Raw genomic sequence first — 19005 nt, forward strand, 5'->3', positions numbered from 1 at the left:
GCGCTGCCGGCGTGGGCCGCCCACAGCTGTTGCTGTCTGCCTTCGTCGATGTCAGCGATGGATGTCGGCGGTCGCCGCTAGGCTGCCCCGAACCGAGGCCGGTCAGAGCACCGTCATGGTCCGCGGCCCAAGGGGGACGGGATCTGAAAGGTCCCCGGGTTCGCCTCGGGACCGCAGTCCATGCCGGAGCACCGTCCCCCTCCCACTCATGCCGGCCGACCTCTCCGCCCCGAAGCAACCTGGGTGAGCCGGTGACCTCGGGCCGCTGCGGCTCTCACCTGCTCCGACGGTCCGCAGGCGTCCACGCTCGTCCACCGCTGCCCGTCGGCGTTGTCACGCGGTGAGACACCCACCCGGCATGTGCGACGTGAGATTCAGTCGCCCACGAACCACAGGTAACTGCCCGGAGTGGCTGCGCACTCACCCAGCATCCTCACGAGGTCGTCCAACGCGGCGAGCTGACGCTCGTCACCGCATCGTTGCTTCAGACCGTGAACCTCCCGGACGGCGGCCGCGGCCTCCTGCTCGTTCATCAACGTGTCCCCGTACGGGTCGACAGCAGTGAGCCTTCCGGGCACTCCGAGGAGTCGAAGCGAGCCGAGCGCATCGGCCAGGGCGTCGCCATGCCCGTAGGAAGTCCGCAAGAGCGTCGCGCGCCAGTTCCTGCGCGCCGGCCGTGATGAGTGCAGTTCCAGATCGATCCCCATGCCCCATGATGCACGCGCCGGGCCGCTGCACAGCCACAACCGACCATCGGCGGCCGTGACCCGCGGCCACCTTGTCGATCAGCCCTCTGACCTGCCGCCGAGCTGTCCCGGGTGTTGGCGTCGGTGATCGTCACCGCGCGGGGTTCGCTTCATGGGAGGGATCGGCGCGTTTCGGCGCGGTCCTCGTACAGCCATGTCCATGCCTCGTCCGAGGCGTCCGCGTCGAGTGCCGGTGAGATGGTGCGGAGGGCGACTGCGACCCATCGGTCGGCCTGCTACCGGGCCCTGCGGATCGCCGAGACGTGCGCCGCACAGGACGTCCGCCGTCCCGCCGTCCGGGATCTGGTCGCGGACATGGTGGCTCGCGACCGTCGCCGTACCCTGCCCGGACTGCACCGGTTCAGTCGCCGACCGGGAGTACCCGCGTGACCGATCCGACCGCCATGGGCAAGAAACCCTTCCTGTACGTCGTCGTCTGCGCGTGCGGTGTCGCCGCAGACGCCGGCAGGCTGATCACCGCCGCCCGGCAACGGGGCTGGGACGTCGGGGTCGTCGCCACTCCGCGGGGATTGACCTTCCTCGACGCCGAGGCCGTCCGGGAGCAGACCGGCTACCCGATCCGCTCCGCCTGGCGCACGCCCGGTGAAGCTCGCCCCCTGCCGCCCGCCGTCGCCATCGCCGTCGCCCCCGCCACCTTCAACACGATCAACAAGTGGGCCGCCGGTATCTCCGACACCCTTGCTCTGGGCATTCTGTGCGAGGCGTACGGCATGGGCGTCCCCACCGCCGTTCTGCCCTATCTCAACGCCGCCCAGGCAGCACACCCCGCCTACGCGCGGAGTCTGGAGAGGCTGCGCGAGATGGGCGTCCTGATCGGCACCTACGAGCCCCACAGACCGAAGACCGGCGGGGGAGCGGACCGCTTCCGTTGGGAGGAGGCTCTCGAACTGCTGGAGCCGCGGCTCGACCGGCGATCGTGACGCGGCTCACTCGGTGAAGCGACGGTGTCTGCGCACTCCTGGCACGCGGCAAGTGATCACCACGAACAGCAAGAAGGCCCAGGTCTCCGACCTGGGCCTTCTTCGTGGAGCGGGTGACGAGAATCGAACTCGCGCTCTCAGCTTGGGAAGCTGATGTTCTACCATTAAACTACACCCGCGTAAGACGCCGACCGGAGTCGGTGTCCGAATGCTCGCCCACTGTACCTCATGACAGGCCCCAGGTGCTCGGACCCCTGGGGCCTGACGCTGTCTCAGGCATGGGATGCGGCTGCGGGGGTACCGAGTTGGGGCGTACGGTGGAGGGGTGGGCGAGGCGTCGGGCGGGACCGGAGTGCCGCCTGGAGGGCCGTTCCTTTGATCCCGTAGTGTGGCTTTTGTCGTCAGGCGAGCAGCAGCCAGACGCGGCTCTTGGGGAAGGGACTTCAGGACTTGATGGAGCGCACCGTCGTCCGCTGTGCCGATGGGCACGTGTTCACCACCGCTTCGTTCCCGATGCAGAAGGCCGAGCGGCTCGGTCCGGGCCGGCTCCTGCGGTGCCCGCGCTGTGCGCGGCTCCGCAGCGTCGTGCCGGTCAGCCTCGAGAAGCGGCTCACCGGCTGAGCGGAAAGGTTCCGCTGAGCGGGAGGGTTCCACGGCGGCGCCCGTGAGGGCCCGGCGCCGGCGGAGGGGCCGGAGGCGTCAGAGACAGCAGAGGCAGCAGAGACAGCAGGAGGGGCGCGGGGCCGGAGGTCCTCGCGGTACGGGTACCCCAGGCGCGTGGAGTCGTCCGATTGTGGCCGCTCCGCGCGCCTTGCGTATCCTCGGGGCGTGCTTCTCTCTGACAAGGACATCCGGGCCGAGATCGACGCCGGCCGGGTGCGGATCGATCCGTACGACGAATCCATGGTGCAGCCGTCGAGCATCGACGTGCGTCTCGACCGCATGTTCCGGGTGTTCGAGAACCACCGCTACCCCCACATCGACCCCGCCGTGGAGCAGCCCGACCTGACCCGGCTCGTGGAGCCGGAGGGGGACGAACCGTTCATCCTGCACCCCGGTGAGTTCGTGCTCGCGAGCACGTACGAGGTCATCACGCTGCCCGACGACCTCGCCTCGCGGCTGGAGGGGAAGAGCTCGCTGGGGCGGCTGGGACTGGTGACGCACTCCACGGCCGGGTTCATCGACCCGGGGTTCTCCGGGCACGTGACGCTGGAGCTGTCCAACCTCGCGACGCTCCCGATCAAGCTGTGGCCCGGCATGAAGATCGGGCAGCTGTGCATGTTCCGGCTCAGCTCGCCCGCGGAGTCCCCGTACGGCAGCGAGCGGTACGGGTCCCGGTACCAGGGCCAGCGCGGGCCGACCGCGTCCCGGTCCTACCTCAACTTCCATCGGACCCAGGTGTGAGGGGCGGACTCTGCCATGAGTGACGTACGAGAGAACCTCACCTACGAGCGGTTCGGGACCGCGGTCCGCGAGCTCGCGCAGGCCATCGCCGACGACGGGTACGAGCCCGACGTCGTGCTCTCCATCGCCCGCGGGGGCGTCTTCGTCGCGGGCGGGCTCGCCTACGCGCTGGACTGCAAGAACATCCACCTGGTCAACGTGGAGTTCTACACGGGCGTGGGCACCACCCTGGAGATGCCCGTCATGCTCTCCCCGGTGCCCAACGCCATCGACTTCACCGACAAGAAGGTGCTGATCGCGGACGACGTCGCCGACACCGGCAAGACGCTCAAGCTCGTCCACGACTTCTGCCTCGACCACGTCGCCGAGGTCCGGTCCGCCGTGATCTACGAGAAGTCGCACTCGCTGGTGAAGTGCGAGTACGTGTGGAAGCGGACCGACGACTGGATCAACTTCCCGTGGAGCGTCGAACCGCCCGTCGTGCGGCGCGGCGGGCAGGTGCTCGACGCCTGACGGCGCGCACGTGAAGGGGGCTCCCGGCCGTCGTGGCCGGGAGCCCCCTTCGCGTGCGCGTCACGTCCTCAGAACGTGCCGAGCTTCACGATCGACAACAGCGCGACCAGCTGGATCGCCGACGCGCCCAGCGCCTTCGGCCACGGCAGGTCGTGGGAGCGGCCGACCATCAGGGTCAGCAGGGTGCCGGCCGCGACCCAGGTCGCCCAGCCGAGCAGCTGGACGAAGGACGCGTCGCCGCCGAAGAACATCGCGAACACCAGGCGGGGGGCGTCCGTGATCGACATGATCAGCATGGACAGGCCGACCGTGGGCTGCCAGGCTCCGTCGCCGCCGAGCTGGCGGGCCAGGGTGTGGGTGACCACGCCCAGCACGAACGCGCTCAGCACCATCGCGACGGCCGTCGTCAGGACGATCGGGACCGCGTTGGACAGGGTGGCGCTGATCGCGTCCTCGCGGGCGCCGTCGAAGCCGAAGACCGCGAGCAGGCCGTAGAGGAACGTCACGACGAGGGCCGGGCCCCACATCGTGTAGTCGCGCATCTGCAGGAAGGTGCGGTCCGGGGACAGCACGATCCCCTTCAGCAGCTGCTTCCAGGGCAGGCGCGGGCCGGCCGGGCCGGGCGGCGGGGCCGAGCCGGCGCGGTACGTGTCGCCCTGGCTGTAGGGGTCCTCGCCGACCTGGAAGGCCTGGGTGTGACCCGGGTTGTTCGCCGCGTACGGGTCGTGGGGAGCCTGCGGGCCGGGCGGGTACGCGCCGTCGCCGAAGTACTCCGGCTCGTCCGGGCCGCCGTGGCCGCCGCCGTCCGACCGCGGCCAGGGGCCGCCGCCGGTGCCGTACGGAGGCTGCTGCGGGTACGGCTGCGGCGCCGGCGGGTAGCCGTACGACGGCCCCTGCGGCGTCTGCTGTCCGTACGGGGGTTGTTGCGGTCGCGCGTGAGGAGCGCCGTTGTCCCGGCCGCGTCCGATCCTGAATCCAGCCACGCCTTCGAACGTACCTGGTCCCGGGAGGTGACGTGCCGGGCCCGGGCGTCCGGGCCCGGCTTTGCGGCCGAGCTGTGACATCCCCTAAGGGGAGCAACGGCCCTTCCTGGGTGGGCGGTCGGGGATGGTCCGTACGGGGGAGTCCTCGGCGGGCGGCCGGGGCGGGCGGGTCAGTCGAGGAAGCCGCTGCCGAGGTCGGGGAGGGGGAGTTTGCCGGTGGTGGTGGGGGTGGTGCCCGTGCCGCGCAGCAGCAGACCGCCGTCGACCGCCGCCACCGCCAGGTCCGCCCGGCCGTCGCCGGTCAGGTCGCGCAGGCGGACGGCGTAACCGAAGGAGGCCAGGGAGGCGGCGGGGCCCAGCACCGTCTGGGGGATCCACGACGAGCGCGTGCCGCTCAGGCCGCCGGAGCCGCCGCGCAGCAGGTGGACGCCGCCCTGGTCCTCCCGGCCGTCGACGTCCTCGTGGGGCACGCCGATCGCGAGGTCGGCGTAGCCGTCGCCGTCGGCGTCGGCCGCGGAGACCGCGTAGCCGAAGTTGTCGTCGGCCTCCGGGGTGCCGGAGACGCCCGAGGTGGCCTGGGTGAACGTGGTGGAGCCGCTGGGGCCGGAGGACGTGCCGCGCCAGACGGTGACGGCGCCCTTGCCGTTGTCCTTGTCGGGCCGGGCGAGGGCGATGTCGCCGTAGCCGTTCTTGTCGAAGTCGCCGACGACGGCGCTGGGGCCGAGGCCGCCCTGCCGGTCGGTGAGGGTCATGGAGGGGCCGGAGGACAGGCCGGCGGAGGTGCCCTTGAGGTACCAGGCGCGGGTGCGGACGGCCTCGGTGGTGATCTCCAGGCCGAGCACGACCAGGTCGGTCCTCCCGTCCCCGTCGACCTTGCCGGCCGCCAGGCCGGTGGAGTGCCAGCCGCCGGACGTCTTGTCGATGCGGGAGACGGTGCCGGCCGTGCCGGACCTGGTGAAGGGGCCGCGGTGCAGCCAGGCCTCGCCGCCGCCGATCACCGTGAGGTCGGGCGAGCCGTCGCCGTTGAAGTCGCCGGTGGCCAGGTCGTGGCCGAAGTGGCCGCCCGCGCCGGAGCGGGGGGTGACGTTGGTGCCGCCGGACAGGCCGGACCGGGACCCCCACACGACGGTGACCGAGCCGCGGTAGTCGTCGTCGCCGACGTGCTCGGCGGGGTTGCCGACGACGAGGTCCGCGTAGCCGTCCTTGTCGAGGTCGGCGCTCGCCAGGGACTCGCCGAACCAGTCGTCCTCCTCCCCGGAGCCGGGGACGCCGGGGCTGTCCTGGTGGATCACCTGGGTGCGGGTGGTGTCGAGGCCGTTCGCGGTGCCGTAGACGACGGTGACGGCGCCGCCGCGCCAGCCGCCGGCGCCCGAGACGCCGCTGTAGGCGTGGCCGTAGGCGAGGTCGCGGTGGCCGTCGCCGTTGAAGTCGTCGTAGTGCCTGGCGACGGCGGCGGAGGCGGGGGCGGCGAGGACGACGGGGGTCAGGCCGGTGGCCAGGAGGGTGGCGGCGAGGGCCGCGGTGGCGGGTCTGCGCACGAGGGGTGGACCTCCTTGGGGGACGGCCGGCCCCGTGGGCGGGGCCGGCCGGTGGTGAGGGCGGGTCAGCCGGCGAGCACGTCGCCGAACCAGGCGTCGGCCGACGGGCCGCCGAGCGTGGCGGCGCCGAAGGACGTGGAGCCGGTGGCCGTGATGCCGGAGGTGGTGGACTTCAGCAGCCAGACGGCGCCGTCGCCGGTGTTCTCGCCGGCGGCGCTCGCCACCAGCTCCGCGCGGCCGTCGCCGGTCGCGTCGGTGAGCCGCACGGCGTGGCCGAAGGAGTCGTACGCCTCGACCGCGCCGGGGACGCCGGTGGTGTCCTGGGAGAAGGACCTGGCGCCGCTGCCGGTCAGGCCGGCGGCCGAGCCGCGCAGCACGGTGACCGTGCCGGCCTGCCTCGCCGAGCCGATGACCTCGTACGCGGCGCCGACGGCGATGTCGGCGTAGCCGTCGCCGTCGGTGTCGCCGGCCGACAGGCTCCAGCCGAAGCGGTCGTTCTTCTCGGCGGTGCCGGGGACGCCGGTGGTGTCCTGGGTGATGCGCACCGGGGTGCGGGTGCTCAGGCCGCCGGGGGCGCCGTAGGTGACGGTGACCGCGCCGCCGAGGCCGCCGTTGGGCTCGGCCGTGGACTTCTCCATGAAGTTGCCGGTGACGATGTCGCCGTGACCGTCCTTGTCGACGTCCGCGACGACCGCCGCGTAGCCGCCCGCGAGCGTGCCGCCCGGGCGCAGGCCGTCGGCGGAGCCCTTGTAGAGGACGCTGCGGGTGCGGAAGCCGCCGCTGGTCTCCTGCTGGCCCATGACCAGCAGTTCCGCCGCCTCGTCGCCGGTGACGTCGCCCGCGACCAGCTGGTCGGTGCTGATGCCGGTCTCGCTGTGGACGTACAGCGGCAGCAGCGCGGTGGCCTTGCCGGTGCGCGAGACGGGGCCCTGGAAGACGCTGACCTCGGGGTGGGCGTTGTTGGCGGCGGCCAGGTCGGTGACGCCGTCGCCGTCGAAGTCGCCGGCGGCGACCGACCAGCCCAGCTCGTTGCGGCTGTCCGGGAGCGGGGCGGTCAGGTCGGTGGCGGTCCTCAGGCCGCTCGCGCCGCCCCAGACCACGGTGAGCACGCCGGACTCGTCGGTCGAGCCGATCCGCTCGGCGTGCACGCCGACGATCAGGTCGGTGTAGCCGTCGTCGTCGAGGTCGCCGGTGGTCAGGCGGTCGCCGAAGTGGTCGGAGGACTCCGGGACGCCCGGGATGCCGTCGGTGGCCTGGCTGATGATCTGGCGCCTGGTGGTGTCCGGGCCGCTCGCGGTGCCGTAGACGACGGCGACGTAGCCGGCGCCGGTCTTGCCGCCGACGGTGGCGAGCGGGGCGGCGATCGCGAGGTCGCGGTGGCCGTCGCCGTTGAAGTCGCCGGCCAGGCCGGAGGGCGCGGCGGTGGCGGTGGTGGCGGGCAGGGCGGTGAGCAGGCCGGTCGTCAGGGTCACGGCCAGCAGGAGGGTGCGCGTGCGCATCGGGGTCCCCGTTCCGGGTCAGGAGTTGAGAGCCGTGCCGTAGCCCGGGGTGCCGGCGGTGGACACGCCCGTCGTCGTCGGGCCGAAGCTCGTGGAGCCGGTGGTGGTGAGGCCGCCGGCGGTGCCGCGCAGGGACCAGACCGCGCCGTCGCCGGCGTTCTCGCCCGGTGCGGCGACCGACAGGTCGGCGCGGCGGTCGCCGGTGTGGTCGGTGAGCGTGACGCGCTCGCCGAAGCGGTCGCCGGTCTCGGAGCCGCCGGGCACGCCGGCGGTGTTCTGCGTGAGGGCCGTGGCGCGCTGCGTGGTCAGGCCGTTCGCCGAGCCGTACAGGACGGTGACGGAGCCGGCCGCGCCGTTCTCGCCCGCGGCGCCGACGACCAGGTCGGCGTGGCCGTCGCCGTCGACGTCGCCGAGGGAGACGCCGCTGCCGAAGCGGTCGCCGGCCTCGGAGGCGCCGGGCACGCCGGCGGTGTCCTGGGTGAGGACGAGACGGCGGTCGGGGTCCTGGCCGTCGGGGCCGCCGTAGACGACGGTGACCTTGCCGCCGAGCGCGCCCGCCGGGTCGGCGGAGGTCTCGCGGTCGTTGCCGACGGCGATGTCGTCGTAGCCATCGCCGTCGATGTCGCCGACGGCGGACACGTACCCGGCGGGCAGCTTCTGGAGCCAGTCGACGTAGTTGCCGATCTTCAGGTCGGCCAGGCCGGTGGCGGCGTCGTCGGAGTTCAGGGCGCGGCCGTGCAGGACCACCCAGGGGTGGCCGTCGCCGGTGATGTCGCCGGAGGAGAGGTGGGTGACGCCGTACGAGGAGGCCCACCAGTCGTTGCGCGAGCCCGAACCGCCGTTGTGCGGGCCGGTCCTGGTGAGCGGTCCGGCGACGAGGGAGAGGGTGACCGGGCCGGTGGAGCCGACCGCGACGTCCGTGTCCCCGTCGGCGTCGAAGTCGCCGGCGGCCAGGGCCTGGCCGTAGCGGTCGTAGTCGGTGCTGAAGAAGCTGAACAGGGTGCGGGCGCCGGACAGGCCGGAGGCGGAGCCCCAGACGATGGTGACCGTGCCGTCGTTGGTGTCGCTGCCGTCCTCGCCGGGCGTGCCGACCAGCAGGTCGGCGTAGCCGTCGGTGTTCAGGTCCGCGGAGGCCAGGGCGGAGCCGAAGGCGTCGCCGGCCTCGGCGGTGCCGGGCAGGCCGGCGGTGTTCTGGGTGAGCAGCGTGCGCGTGGAGGTCTTCGGGCCGGTGGAGCTGCCGTAGACGACGGTCACGGCGCCGGCCTTCGCCTGCCCGGCGACCGTGGCGCCCGGCGCGCCGACCGCGAGGTCGGCGCGGCCGTCGCCGTTGAAGTCGTACGGGGCGGCGGCCGTGGCGGCGTGCGCGGCGGGCGCGGTCAGGGCGAGGGCGAACGGGGTCAGGGCCGCGGCGAGGGCGGCGCTGGTGATACGGGACCGCATGGGAGTACGTGCCTCACAGGGGAGTCGTCGGTGCGTCACGGCTGTCGGTGCGTCACGGCCGTCGGTGTGTCACTGGGCGAGGACGGAGCCGAGGTTGGCGCCGATGTTGGCGCCGGTCTTCAGGGAGAGGCCCGTGGCGGTCAGGCCCTGGGCGCCGGTGGTGGTCGGGCCGGTGGCGGTGGAGCGCAGGGTCCACAGGCCGCCGGTGCCGTTCTCGCCGCCGACGCCGATGACGAGGTCCGCCCGGCCGTCCTTGGTGAGGTCGCGCAGGTCGACCGCGGAACCGAAGGAGTCGCCGGTCTCGGCGGTGCCGGGCACGCCGCTGGTGTCCTGCGTCCAGGACTTGGCGCCGCTGGTGCCCAGGCCGGCGGCGGAGCCGTACAGGACGGTCACGGAGCCGGCGTCCCGGGCCGTGCCGACGTCCTCGCCGGGGGCGCCGACCAGCACGTCGGCGTACCCGTCGCCGTTGACGTCGCCGGTGTCGATCCTCGAGCCGAAGAGGTCGTCGGTCTCGGCGGCGCCGGGCACGCCGGTGGTGTCCTGGTGGACGACGGTCGGCTGCTGCGCGGGGTCGGGGCCGGCGGGGCCGCCGTACCAGACGGTGATCCGGCCGCCCTTGTGGCCGCCGGGCTTGTACTCGAAGGGGTCCTGGGGGTCGCCGAGGACCAGGTCGCCGTAGCCGTCGCGGTTGATGTCGGCGATGGCGCCGGGATAGCCGTCGGCGCCCGTCAGTTCGGCCATCTTGTAGCCGGTGCCGGTCCAGCGGAAGTAGTTGATCTGGCCGCCGTTGTCGCCTTCGACGTTGAACGGGTAGACGCGCTCGGCGGCGCCGTCGCCGGTCATGTCCCCGGCGATCACCTCGAAGGTGGTGCCGACCTCGCCGACGCGGGTGTGGCTCGTCGGGCCGCCGGCGCGGGTGAAGGGGCCCTGGTACAGGCGGGTGTGGCTCTGGCCGGTGAGCGTCACGTCGGTGTCGCCGTCGCCGTCGAAGTCGTCGGCGGCGATGCCGCGGGAGAAGTTGCCGTACTCGGCGAGCGTGGTCGGCTGCGGCAGGCCCTTGCCGCCGGACAGGCCGGACGGGCCGCCCCACAGGACGGTGCCGGAGCCGACGCCGTCCCGGTCGCCGATGCTCTCGTTGGAGGCGCCCACGACCAGGTCGGAGTAGCCGTCGCGGTCCAGGTCGGCGGCGGCGAGGGAGGAGCCGAACAGGTCGCTCTCCTCGGCGGTGCCGGGGACGCCGGTGGAGTTCTGGGTGATCACGGCCTTGCGGGTGGCCGAGACGCCGGACGACGAGCCGTACAGCACGACCACGGCGCCGGCGCAGGACGCGGCGCCCACGTCGGCGCACGGGACGCCGGCCGCGACGTCGCGGTAGCCGTCGCCGTTGAAGTCGCCGGACAGGCCGGAGGGCGCGGCGGTGGCGGTGGTGGCGGGCAGGGCGGTGAGCAGGCCGGTCGTCAGGGTCGCGGCCAGCAGGAGGGTGCGCTTGCGCACAGCGGGGCTCCGGGTGGGAAGGGGGGCCGGGCGCGGGGCCCGGCCCCGGTGGTGGGGCGGGTGGCTCAGTCGGCGAAGTTGGCGCCGAAGAACGGCGTGCCCGAGGTCGAGACGCCCGAGGTGCTCGGGGAGACGGTGCGCGACCCGGTCGTGGTGATCCTCGTGCCGTTGGAGGGCAGGTAGAGGACCGCGCCGTTGCCGGCGTTCTCGGCGGAGCCGGCGACCAGGTCGGCCCGGCCGTCGCCGGTGACGTCGTCGAGCTTGACGTCCATGCCGAGCATGTCGTCGGTCTCGTCGTCGCCGGGGACGCCCGCGGTGCTCTGGGCGAAGGACTGGGCGCCGGAGGAGGTGTCCAGGCCGTTCGCGGTGCCGTAGAGGATCGTGACGGCGCCGGTGTCGGCGGCGCTGCCGATGTTCTCGCCGGCGACGCCGACCGCGAGGTCGAGGTAGCCGTCGCCGTCGATGTCGCCGAGGTCCAGCTCGTAGCCGAAGTAGTCGTTGGTCTCGGAGGCGCCGGGGACGTTGCCGGTGTCCTGGGTGATGCCGGTGACCGCGCCGGGGCCGCCCGGCGAGCCGTAGGTGATCCACACCTTGCCGCCCTTGGCGGCGTCCGGCATGGTCTGACCGTCCTCGACGGCGTTCCAGTGGACGCCGGTGACGATGTCGCCGTAGCCGTCCCGGTCGATGTCGCCGATGGCGGTGATGACGCCGGGCTTGAGCTCCTGGAGGCCGCCGGTGCTCAGGCCGCTCGTGGTGCCGGGCACGAAGTAGTTGCGGTTCCAGCCGTGGCCGGTCTCGGTCTCGAAGCCGTCGACGACCAGGTCGGTGCGGCCGTCGCCGTTGACGTCGCCGGCGGTGAGGTTGCGCGGGCCGCCGGCGTCGGTGCCCATGACGGGGGGCTTGACGGTGTAGCGGCCGCCGGGGGTGCCGGCGGAGGTGAAGCCGCCCTTGAAGACGTGGACGGTGGCGGAGCTGTTGCTCACGGCCAGGTCGGCCCGGCCGTCGCCGTCGAAGTCGCCGGCGGCCAGGTGCCTGCCCCACTGGTCGTGGGAGGAGGGCGCCGGGTCGGCGACGGTGACGCCCTTGCCGGTGATGCCGGAGGACGAGCCCCACAGCACGGCGACGCCGCCGCCGTCCCGGTCGCTGCCGACGTCCTCCTGCGGGGCGGAGACGGCGAGGTCGTCGTAGCCGTCGGCGTTGAAGTCGGCGTACGCGGTGTCGAAGCCGAAGAGGTCGCCGGTCTCGGCGGTGCCCGGGGAGCCGGTGGTGTTCTGGCTGATGACGTGGCGCTTGGCGGAGGAGACGCCGGTGGCGGTGCCGTAGAGGACGACGACCTGGCCGGCCTCGGCCCTGCCGCCGACGTGGGCGCCCTGGGCCGAGAAGGCCACGTCGCCCCGGCCGTCGCCGTTGAAGTCGGCCTGTGCGACACGGGTCGAGTCCGCGGCCGCCGCCGGCCCGGCCACGGACGTGAGCAGACCGCCCGTCAGCGCGGCCGCGGTGGCCGTCGCGAGGGCGAGCCGCAGGTGCGGACGGCCGTGCGGGCGCTGCCGCTGGTGCTGGTGCATGCGGATCTCCTGCTGCATGCGGGGATGCCCACGGGCATCCGCAGTCGATGAGGTGCCGATCCGCCCCGGTTCGCCGGCAGTTGTCCGCGGGTTCACGGGCGGTTGGCGATCAAGAGACCTCCGGCGGGGCGCGAGGGTTGTACGGGCGTTCGATCACGTTCCGGTACCGGTGCGGGCCGGGCGACGGCGACGCCGACCGGGCCTGGTGACGCGTCTGTTCGACCAGGGGGACGGCCACGCGCCACGTGCCGGTGCGGGCGGCGCGGCCGGGCTCGGCGGCGGGGTGGGGGCGGCGGCCACGCCGGCGAGAACGAGGACCTGCGGGCGTGCGCCGCCGGGCGCCGGACGTCCTTCCCGGACAGCGGGCCGGGCGGCGGCGCGCTGCTCGCCTTCGTCACTCCGGTGGGGGTCTTCGGCGGTGTGCCGGCGCCCGTCCTCACGCGGGTGGCGGACGCCGGCCGCCTCCGGGAACTCGCCCGGCCGCCGGTGGCCCGGACGGTCCGCGCCGCCCTGGCCGCGGCCGTCTTCCCGGGCCGGTGCCCGTTCCTGCCGGGCGGGCCGGGGGGGGGGGGCACCGCCGAGGCCCTGTGCGCCGGGGGCGGCTTCGTGCCCGTGTTGCCGGTGTGCGTCCCCGTCTCGGTCCGCGGCCCGGGAGCCGGACGGCCGCGCACACGGCGACGCCCCCCTGCCCGCGCGGGGCAGAGGGGCGTCGGCGGTACCGGGGGCCGTTACTTCACCGGCTCCGGCTCCGGGGCGTTCTCCGACTCGGCCGCGCCCGCCGGGGGCTCGTCCTCGTCGGCGACCGGGGTCTTGACGGAGTCCAGCAGCAGCTGGGCCACGTCGACGACCTGGATGGACTCCTTGGCCTTGCCGTCGTTCTTCTTGCCGTTGACCGAGTCGGTCAGCATGACGAGGCAGAACGGGCAGGCGGTGGAGACGATGTCCGGGTTGACGGAGAGGGCCTCGTCGACGCGCTCGTTGTTGATGCGCTTGCCGATCCGCTCCTCCATCCACATCCGCGCGCCGCCGGCGCCGCAGCAGAAGCCGCGCTCCTTGTGGCGGTGCATCTCCTCGTTGCGGACGCCCGGGACGGCGGCGATGATCTCGCGCGGCGGGGTGTAGATCTTGTTGTGCCGGCCCAGGTAGCACGGGTCGTGGTACGTGATGATGCCCTCGACCGGCGTGACCGGGATCAGCCTGCCCTCGTCGACGAGGTGCTGGAGCAGCTGGGTGTGGTGGATGACCTCGTAGTCGCCGCCGAGCTGCGGGTACTCGTTGCCGAGCGTGTTGAGGCAGTGCGGGCAGGTGGCGACGATCTTCTTCGCCGACTTCGGCTTGCGGGACTCCTCGGTGACCTTGCCGTCGTCGTCCGTCTCCTCGCCGAAGGCGGCGTTGAGCGACATGACGTTCTCCATGCCGAGCTCCTGGAACAGGGGCTCGTTGCCGAGGCGGCGGGCGGAGTCACCGGTGCACTTCTCGTCGCCGCCCATGATCGCGAACTTCACGCCCGCGATGTGCAGCAGCTCGGCGAAGGCCTTGGTGGTCTTCTTGGCCCGGTCCTCCAGGGCGCCGGCGCAGCCGACCCAGTACAGGTACTCGACCTCGGACAGGTCCTCGATGTCCTTGCCGACGACCGGCACCTCGAAGTCGACTTCCTTCGTCCACTCCAGGCGCTGCTTCTTGGCCAGGCCCCAGGGGTTGCCCTTCTTCTCCAGGTTCTTGAGCATCGTGCCCGCCTCGGACGGGAACGCCGACTCGATCATCACCTGGTAGCGGCGCATGTCGACGATGTGGTCGACGTGCTCGATGTCCACCGGGCACTGCTCGACGCAGGCGCCGCAGGTGGTGCAGGACCACAGGACGTCCGGGTCGATGACGCCGTTCTCCTCCAGCGTGCCGACCAGCGGGCGCTCGGCCTCGGCCAGCGCGGCGGCGGGGACGTCCTTCAGCTGCTCCTCGGAGGCCTTCTCCTCGCCCTCCATGGTCTTGCCGCCGCCGGCCAGCAGGTACGGGGCCTTGGCGTGCGCGTGGTCGCGCAGCGACATGATCAGCAGCTTCGGGGAGAGCGGCTTGCCGGTGTTCCAGGCGGGGCACTGCGACTGGCAGCGGCCGCACTCGGTGCAGGTGGAGAAGTCCAGCAGGCCCTTCCAGGAGAACTGCTCGACCTGGGAGACGCCGAAGACGTCGTCGTCACCGGGGTCGGTGAAGTCGATCGGCTTGCCGCCGGACGTCATCGGCTGCAGGGCGCCCAGCGCGGTCGAGCCGTCGGCGTTGCGCTTGAACCAGATGTTCGGGAACGCGAGGAAGCGGTGCCAGGCCACACCCATGTTGGTGTTGAGCGAGACCGTGATCATCCAGATCATGGTCGTGCTCAGCTTGACCATCGCGGCGAGGTAGACCAGGTTCTGCAGCGTCGCGACGCTCAGGCCCTCGAAGGCCAGGACCAGCGGGTACGACGCGAAGTACGCGGCCTCGTAGTGGTCCACGTGGTGCAGCGCGCCCTCCAGGCCGCGCAGCACGTAGATGGCCAGGCCGATGGTGAGGATGACGTACTCGACGAAGTACGCCTGGCCCATCTTCGAGCCGGCGAAGCGCGACTTGCGGCCCGGCCGCGAGGGCAGGCTCAGCAGGCGGATCACCATCAGCACGGCGATGCCGAGGGTGGTCATCGCGCCGATGAACTCGATGTACATCTCGTACGGCAGGAAGCCGCCGAGCACCGGCAGCGTCCAGTCGGCCTGGAAGAGCTGGCCGTACGCGGTGACGATCGTCGGCGGCAGCGTGAGGAAGCCGATCGCGACGAACCAGTGGGCGATGCCGACGATCCCCCAGCGGTTCATGCGCGTGTGGCCGAGGAACTCCCGTACCAGCGTCACGCTGCGCTGGTAGGGGTTGTCGGTCCGGGTACCGGCCGGGACCGGCTGGCCCAGCTTGAAGTACCGGACGAACTGGCCGATCGCGCGTGCGAGCAGCGCAACGCCGACCACGGTCAGGACCAGCGACACGATGATCGCGGCGAGTTGCATGGGGGCTCCTCGGGCCTGCGAGGGGACTCGTCGGGGACTTGGAGGGGTACCCCGAGATTACTAAGCGGTAACTTATGCAGTCCGTCTGAGACTACCCCCATCTTCCGCCGCACTGTAGCCGGGCGCGGGGTGATCTGAATCGCTGAGGGTTGCCTGAGATCGGTTCGTGTTATTCATGCGAAATAGGCATATTCGCACCTAATTTATATCCGTGCTCTACGGGATCACCGCCGCCGCCACCGCCTTCCTCCTCTCCGCCGCGCTCGCCGTGCTGCTCCGGGGGCCCGCGCTCCGGCTCGGCGCCCTGGACCGCAGACAGCCGCGGGAGGTACCGCTGACCGGGGGACCGGCCGTCGTGCTCGTCACCGCGGCGGTCGCGGGCGCCGGGCACGGGACGGGGGTGGTGCCGCTCGGCGACGGGGTCGGGGGGCTGCTCGCCGCCGGGGCCGCCGTCGCCCTGCTCGGGCTGGCCGCGGACGTGTGGCGGCTGCGCGGCCGGGTACTGGTCGCGGGCACGGCCGTCGCGGCGGCGCTCGTGGTGCCCTACGAGGACACCGGGGCGGTGGGCGGAATCCTCGCCGCCGCGTGGATCACGGCCCTGGCCGCCGCCTTCCGGGGGCTCGACCACGCCGACGGGGTGGCCGGGACCGTGGGGGTGGTGACCGCCTTCGGGGTGGGCGCCTGCGCGGCGGCCGAGATGAGGGACGGGGTCGCCGTGCTGATGAGCGTGCTGGCGGCCGCGCTGACCGGGGTCCTCCTGCACAACTGGCATCCGGCGCGGATCGCGCTCGGGGCGGGCGGCTCGCTGTTCGCCGGGTTCGTGCTCGCCTCGGCGGCCGTCCTGCTGCGGGCCGGGCACGGGGCCGGGTCCAGCGCCGGCGTGCTGTTCGCGCTCACCGCCGTGGTGGCCGCCGACGCCGTGCTGGTGGTCGTCTCCCGGCGGTCGGTGCGGCGTCCGCTGTCCCGCAGCGGGCCCGACCACCTGGCGCACCGGCTGCGGCGGCTGGGCCTGACCGCGCAGGGCGCGGCCGTGCTGCTCGGCGCCGGGGCGTTCGCCGGGGTGCTGGCCGGCGTGCTCGCGCACACCGGCTGGGCGGGCGCCGGCACGCTCCTCGCGGTCGGGGCGGTGGCCGCCGCCGCGGTCATCGCGCTGCTGCGGGTCCCCGTGTACGGCATCCGGCGTACGGCCCCTGCGGGAGTCTTCCCAGGTCAGAGGCTGCTTGCGTGTAAGGAGCGGATAAGAGTTGAGCCGAGTCCGCTCAGGTCTGTTGACCCTGGGCAGGGCGTCAGGCACACTTGAGTCCGTTCCACTCAAGTCAGCTGGAGGAATCACAATGGCACGTGCGGTCGGCATCGACCTGGGCACGACTAACTCCGTCGTCAGCGTTCTGGAGGGCGGCGAGCCCACCGTCATCACCAACGCCGAGGGCGCCAGGACCACGCCGTCCGTCGTCGCCTTCGCCAAGAACGGCGAAGTGCTCGTGGGTGAGGTGGCCAAGCGCCAGGCGGTCACGAACGTGGACCGGACCATCCGCTCGGTCAAGCGCCACATGGGCACCGACTGGAAGATCGAGCTCGACGGCAAGCCCTTCAACCCGCAGCAGATCAGCGCCTTCGTGCTGCAGAAGCTGAAGCGGGACGCCGAGGCCTACCTGGGCGAGAAGGTCACCGACGCGGTCATCACCGTCCCGGCCTACTTCAACGACGCCGAGCGCCAGGCCACCAAGGAGGCCGGCGAGATCGCCGGTCTGAACGTGCTGCGGATCGTGAACGAGCCGACCGCGGCCGCCCTGGCCTACGGCCTCGACAAGGACGACCAGACCATCCTGGTCTTCGACCTCGGCGGCGGCACCTTCGACGTCTCGCTGCTGGAGATCGGCGACGGCGTCGTCGAGGTGAAGGCCACCAACGGCGACAACCACCTCGGTGGTGACGACTGGGACCAGCGCGTCGTCGACTACCTGGTCAAGCAGTTCCAGTCCGGCCACGGCGTGGACCTGAGCAAGGACAAGATGGCCCTCCAGCGCCTGCGCGAGGCCGCTGAGAAGGCGAAGATCGAGCTGTCCTCGTCCACCGAGACCTCGATCAACCTGCCCTACATCACCGCCTCCGCCGAGGGCCCCCTGCACCTCGACGAGAAGCTCACCCGCGCCCAGTTCCAGCAGCTGACCGCGGACCTGCTGGAGCGCTGCAAGACGCCGTTCCACAACGTCATCAAGGACGCCGGCATCTCCATCAACGAGATCGACCACGTCGTCCTCGTCGGCGGCTCGACCCGCATGCCCGCCGTCGCCGAGCTCGTCAAGGAGCTGACCGGCGGCAAGGAGGCCAACAAGGGCGTCAACCCGGACGAGGTCGTCGCCATCGGCGCCTCGCTCCAGGCCGGTGTCCTCAAGGGCGAGGTCAAGGACGTCCTGCTGCTCGACGTCACCCCGCTGTCCCTCGGCATCGAGACCAAGGGCGGCATCATGACCAAGCTGATCGAGCGCAACACGACCATCCCGACCAAGCGCTCGGAGATCTTCACCACGGCCGAGGACAACCAGCCGTCGGTGCAGATCCAGGTCTACCAGGGCGAGCGCGAGATCGCGGCGTACAACAAGAAGCTCGGCATGTTCGAGCTGACCGGTCTGCCCCCGGCGCCGCGCGGCGTCCCGCAGATCGAGGTCTCCTTCGACATCGACGCCAACGGCATCATGCACGTCACGGCGAAGGACCTCGGCACCGGCAAGGAGCAGAAGATGACCGTCACCGGCGGCTCCTCGCTGCCGAAGGACGAGGTCGACCGCATGCGCGAGGAGGCCGAGCGCTACGCGGAGGAGGACCACAAGCGCCGCGAGGCCGCCGAGGCCCGCAACCAGGGCGAGCAGCTCGTCTACCAGACGGAGAAGTTCCTCAAGGACAACGAGGACAAGGTCCCCGGCGAGATCAAGACCGAGGTCGAGGCCGCCGTCGCCGAGCTGAAGGAGAAGCTCAAGGGCGAGGACACCGCCGAGATCCGCTCCGCCACGGAGAAGGTCGCGGCCGTCTCGCAGAAGCTCGGCCAGGCGATGTACGCCGACGCCCAGGGCGCCCAGGCCGCCGGCGGTGCCTCCGCCGGTGCCGGTGAGGCCAAGGCCGACGACGACGTGGTCGACGCCGAGATCGTCGACGACGAGCGCAAGGACGGTGCCGCGTGACGGAGGAGACCCCGGGCTTCGACGAGCAGCAGCCGCAGCAGCCCGACGTCCCCTCCGGCGCCACCTCCGACGACGCCGAGCCGCAGGCCGCCTCCACCCCCTCGCAGGAGGAGGAGGCGGCCCCGGCCGGGGACACGGGCCAGAACGCGGCCCTGGTGGCCCAGCTGGACCAGGCCCGCAGCGCGCTCACCGAGCGCACCGCGGACCTCCAGCGGCTCCAGGCCGAGTTCCAGAACTACCGCCGCCGCGTCGAGCGCGACCGGGTCGCGGTCAAGGAGGTCGCCGTGGCGAACCTGCTGACCGAGCTCCTGCCCGTGCTCGACGACATCGGCCGCGCGCGGGAGCACGGCGAGCTCGTCGGCGGCTTCAAGTCCGTCGCCGAGTCGCTGGAGACGACCGTCGCGAAGATGGGCCTGCAGCAGTTCGGCAAGGAGGGCGAGCCCTTCGACCCGACGATCCACGAGGCCCTGATGCACAGCTACGCGCCGGACGTCACGGAGACGACGTGCGTGGCGATCCTGCAGCCCGGGTACCGGATCGGCGAGCGCACCATCCGCCCCGCGCGGGTGGCGGTCGCCGAGCCGCAGCCGGGCGCGCAGACGGTCAAGGCCGAGGACGCGGAGGGTGCGGAGAAGGCCGACGACAAGGAGAACGGTGGCCCGGAGGAGGGCTGACGT

General features: G+C 72.5%; 15 protein-coding genes, 1 tRNA gene and 1 pseudogene. 8 read left to right on the plus strand and 9 right to left on the minus strand.

What is annotated here, in order from left to right:
* Positions 1-374: 374 nt before the first annotated feature.
* Positions 375-707 carry a hypothetical protein gene (locus ACIF8T_RS07525; protein ID WP_400032180.1) on the minus strand — a complete coding sequence of 111 codons (333 nt, stop codon included), beginning with the start codon at positions 705-707 and terminating at the stop codon, positions 375-377.
* 276 nt (positions 708-983) lie between these two features.
* Here ACIF8T_RS07525 and ACIF8T_RS07530 point away from each other — a divergent pair.
* Positions 984-1136: pseudogene (locus tag ACIF8T_RS07530) on the plus strand (heavy metal transporter CzcB); the annotation flags it as partial.
* A gap of 14 nt (positions 1137-1150) precedes the next feature.
* Positions 1151-1687: a flavoprotein gene (locus ACIF8T_RS07535; protein ID WP_400032373.1), complete on the plus strand. Its 537-nt coding sequence runs from the start codon at positions 1151-1153 to the stop codon at positions 1685-1687.
* A gap of 105 nt (positions 1688-1792) precedes the next feature.
* Here the strand turns inward: ACIF8T_RS07535 and ACIF8T_RS07540 are convergent.
* A tRNA-Gly gene (locus tag ACIF8T_RS07540) sits at positions 1793-1866 on the minus strand.
* 274 nt (positions 1867-2140) lie between these two features.
* Between ACIF8T_RS07540 and ACIF8T_RS07545 the strand changes: the two genes are divergently transcribed.
* The 3 genes from ACIF8T_RS07545 (at position 2141) to ACIF8T_RS07555 (ending at position 3604) form a co-directional block, all read left to right on the plus strand.
* Positions 2141-2308, plus strand: a complete 168-nt coding sequence (locus ACIF8T_RS07545; RefSeq protein ID WP_400032182.1) for a hypothetical protein — start codon at positions 2141-2143, stop codon at positions 2306-2308.
* 207 nt (positions 2309-2515) lie between these two features.
* Positions 2516-3091, plus strand: coding sequence for a dCTP deaminase (gene dcd, locus ACIF8T_RS07550; protein WP_400032184.1), 576 nt, complete (start codon positions 2516-2518; stop codon positions 3089-3091).
* A 15-nt stretch (positions 3092-3106) separates the two neighbouring features.
* Entirely contained in the window at positions 3107-3604 is a 498-nt protein-coding gene (locus ACIF8T_RS07555) for a phosphoribosyltransferase (RefSeq protein WP_400032186.1), read from the plus strand.
* A gap of 68 nt (positions 3605-3672) precedes the next feature.
* On the opposite strand, the gene ACIF8T_RS07560 is transcribed toward ACIF8T_RS07555, so the two are convergent.
* From ACIF8T_RS07560 to ACIF8T_RS07590, 7 genes are all read right to left on the minus strand, one after another.
* On the minus strand, positions 3673-4668 hold the full coding sequence (locus tag ACIF8T_RS07560) for a YIP1 family protein (RefSeq protein WP_400032188.1): 996 nt from the start codon (positions 4666-4668) through the stop codon (positions 3673-3675).
* Between the two features lie 89 nt (positions 4669-4757).
* Positions 4758-6125, minus strand: coding sequence for an FG-GAP and VCBS repeat-containing protein (locus tag ACIF8T_RS07565; RefSeq protein WP_400032190.1), 1368 nt, complete (start codon positions 6123-6125; stop codon positions 4758-4760).
* 65 nt (positions 6126-6190) lie between these two features.
* The gene (locus tag ACIF8T_RS07570) at positions 6191-7624 is read right to left on the minus strand and encodes an FG-GAP-like repeat-containing protein (protein ID WP_400032192.1); all 1434 of its coding nucleotides are present in this window, start codon (positions 7622-7624) and stop codon (positions 6191-6193) included.
* Positions 7625-7642: 18 nt separating this feature from the next.
* On the minus strand, positions 7643-9064 hold the full coding sequence (locus tag ACIF8T_RS07575) for a hypothetical protein (RefSeq protein ID WP_400032194.1): 1422 nt from the start codon (positions 9062-9064) through the stop codon (positions 7643-7645).
* A gap of 69 nt (positions 9065-9133) precedes the next feature.
* Positions 9134-10558, minus strand: coding sequence for an FG-GAP-like repeat-containing protein (locus ACIF8T_RS07580; RefSeq protein WP_400032196.1), 1425 nt, complete (start codon positions 10556-10558; stop codon positions 9134-9136).
* A 65-nt stretch (positions 10559-10623) separates the two neighbouring features.
* Complete coding sequence (locus ACIF8T_RS07585; RefSeq protein ID WP_400032198.1) at positions 10624-12123, minus strand: VCBS repeat-containing protein; 1500 nt, start codon at positions 12121-12123, stop codon at positions 10624-10626.
* A gap of 728 nt (positions 12124-12851) precedes the next feature.
* The gene (locus ACIF8T_RS07590) at positions 12852-15149 is read right to left on the minus strand and encodes a (Fe-S)-binding protein (RefSeq protein WP_400032199.1); all 2298 of its coding nucleotides are present in this window, start codon (positions 15147-15149) and stop codon (positions 12852-12854) included.
* 211 nt (positions 15150-15360) lie between these two features.
* Here ACIF8T_RS07590 and ACIF8T_RS07595 point away from each other — a divergent pair, with 211 nt between their 5' ends.
* From ACIF8T_RS07595 to grpE, 3 genes are read left to right on the plus strand one after another with little or no spacing between them, the layout of a single operon-like run.
* On the plus strand, positions 15361-16449 hold the full coding sequence (locus ACIF8T_RS07595; RefSeq protein ID WP_400032201.1) for an undecaprenyl/decaprenyl-phosphate alpha-N-acetylglucosaminyl 1-phosphate transferase: 1089 nt from the start codon (positions 15361-15363) through the stop codon (positions 16447-16449).
* 34 nt (positions 16450-16483) lie between these two features.
* On the plus strand, positions 16484-18328 hold the full coding sequence (gene dnaK, locus ACIF8T_RS07600) for a molecular chaperone DnaK (RefSeq protein ID WP_400032203.1): 1845 nt from the start codon (positions 16484-16486) through the stop codon (positions 18326-18328).
* Positions 18325-19002, plus strand: a complete 678-nt coding sequence (grpE, locus tag ACIF8T_RS07605) for a nucleotide exchange factor GrpE (protein ID WP_400032205.1) — start codon at positions 18325-18327, stop codon at positions 19000-19002. Before dnaK ends, grpE begins: the two co-directional genes overlap by 4 nt.
* The last annotated feature ends 3 nt before the right edge of the window (positions 19003-19005 follow it).

This window comes from Streptomyces sp. NPDC085946, assembly GCF_044540485.1.
Classification (GTDB): domain Bacteria; phylum Actinomycetota; class Actinomycetes; order Streptomycetales; family Streptomycetaceae; genus Streptomyces.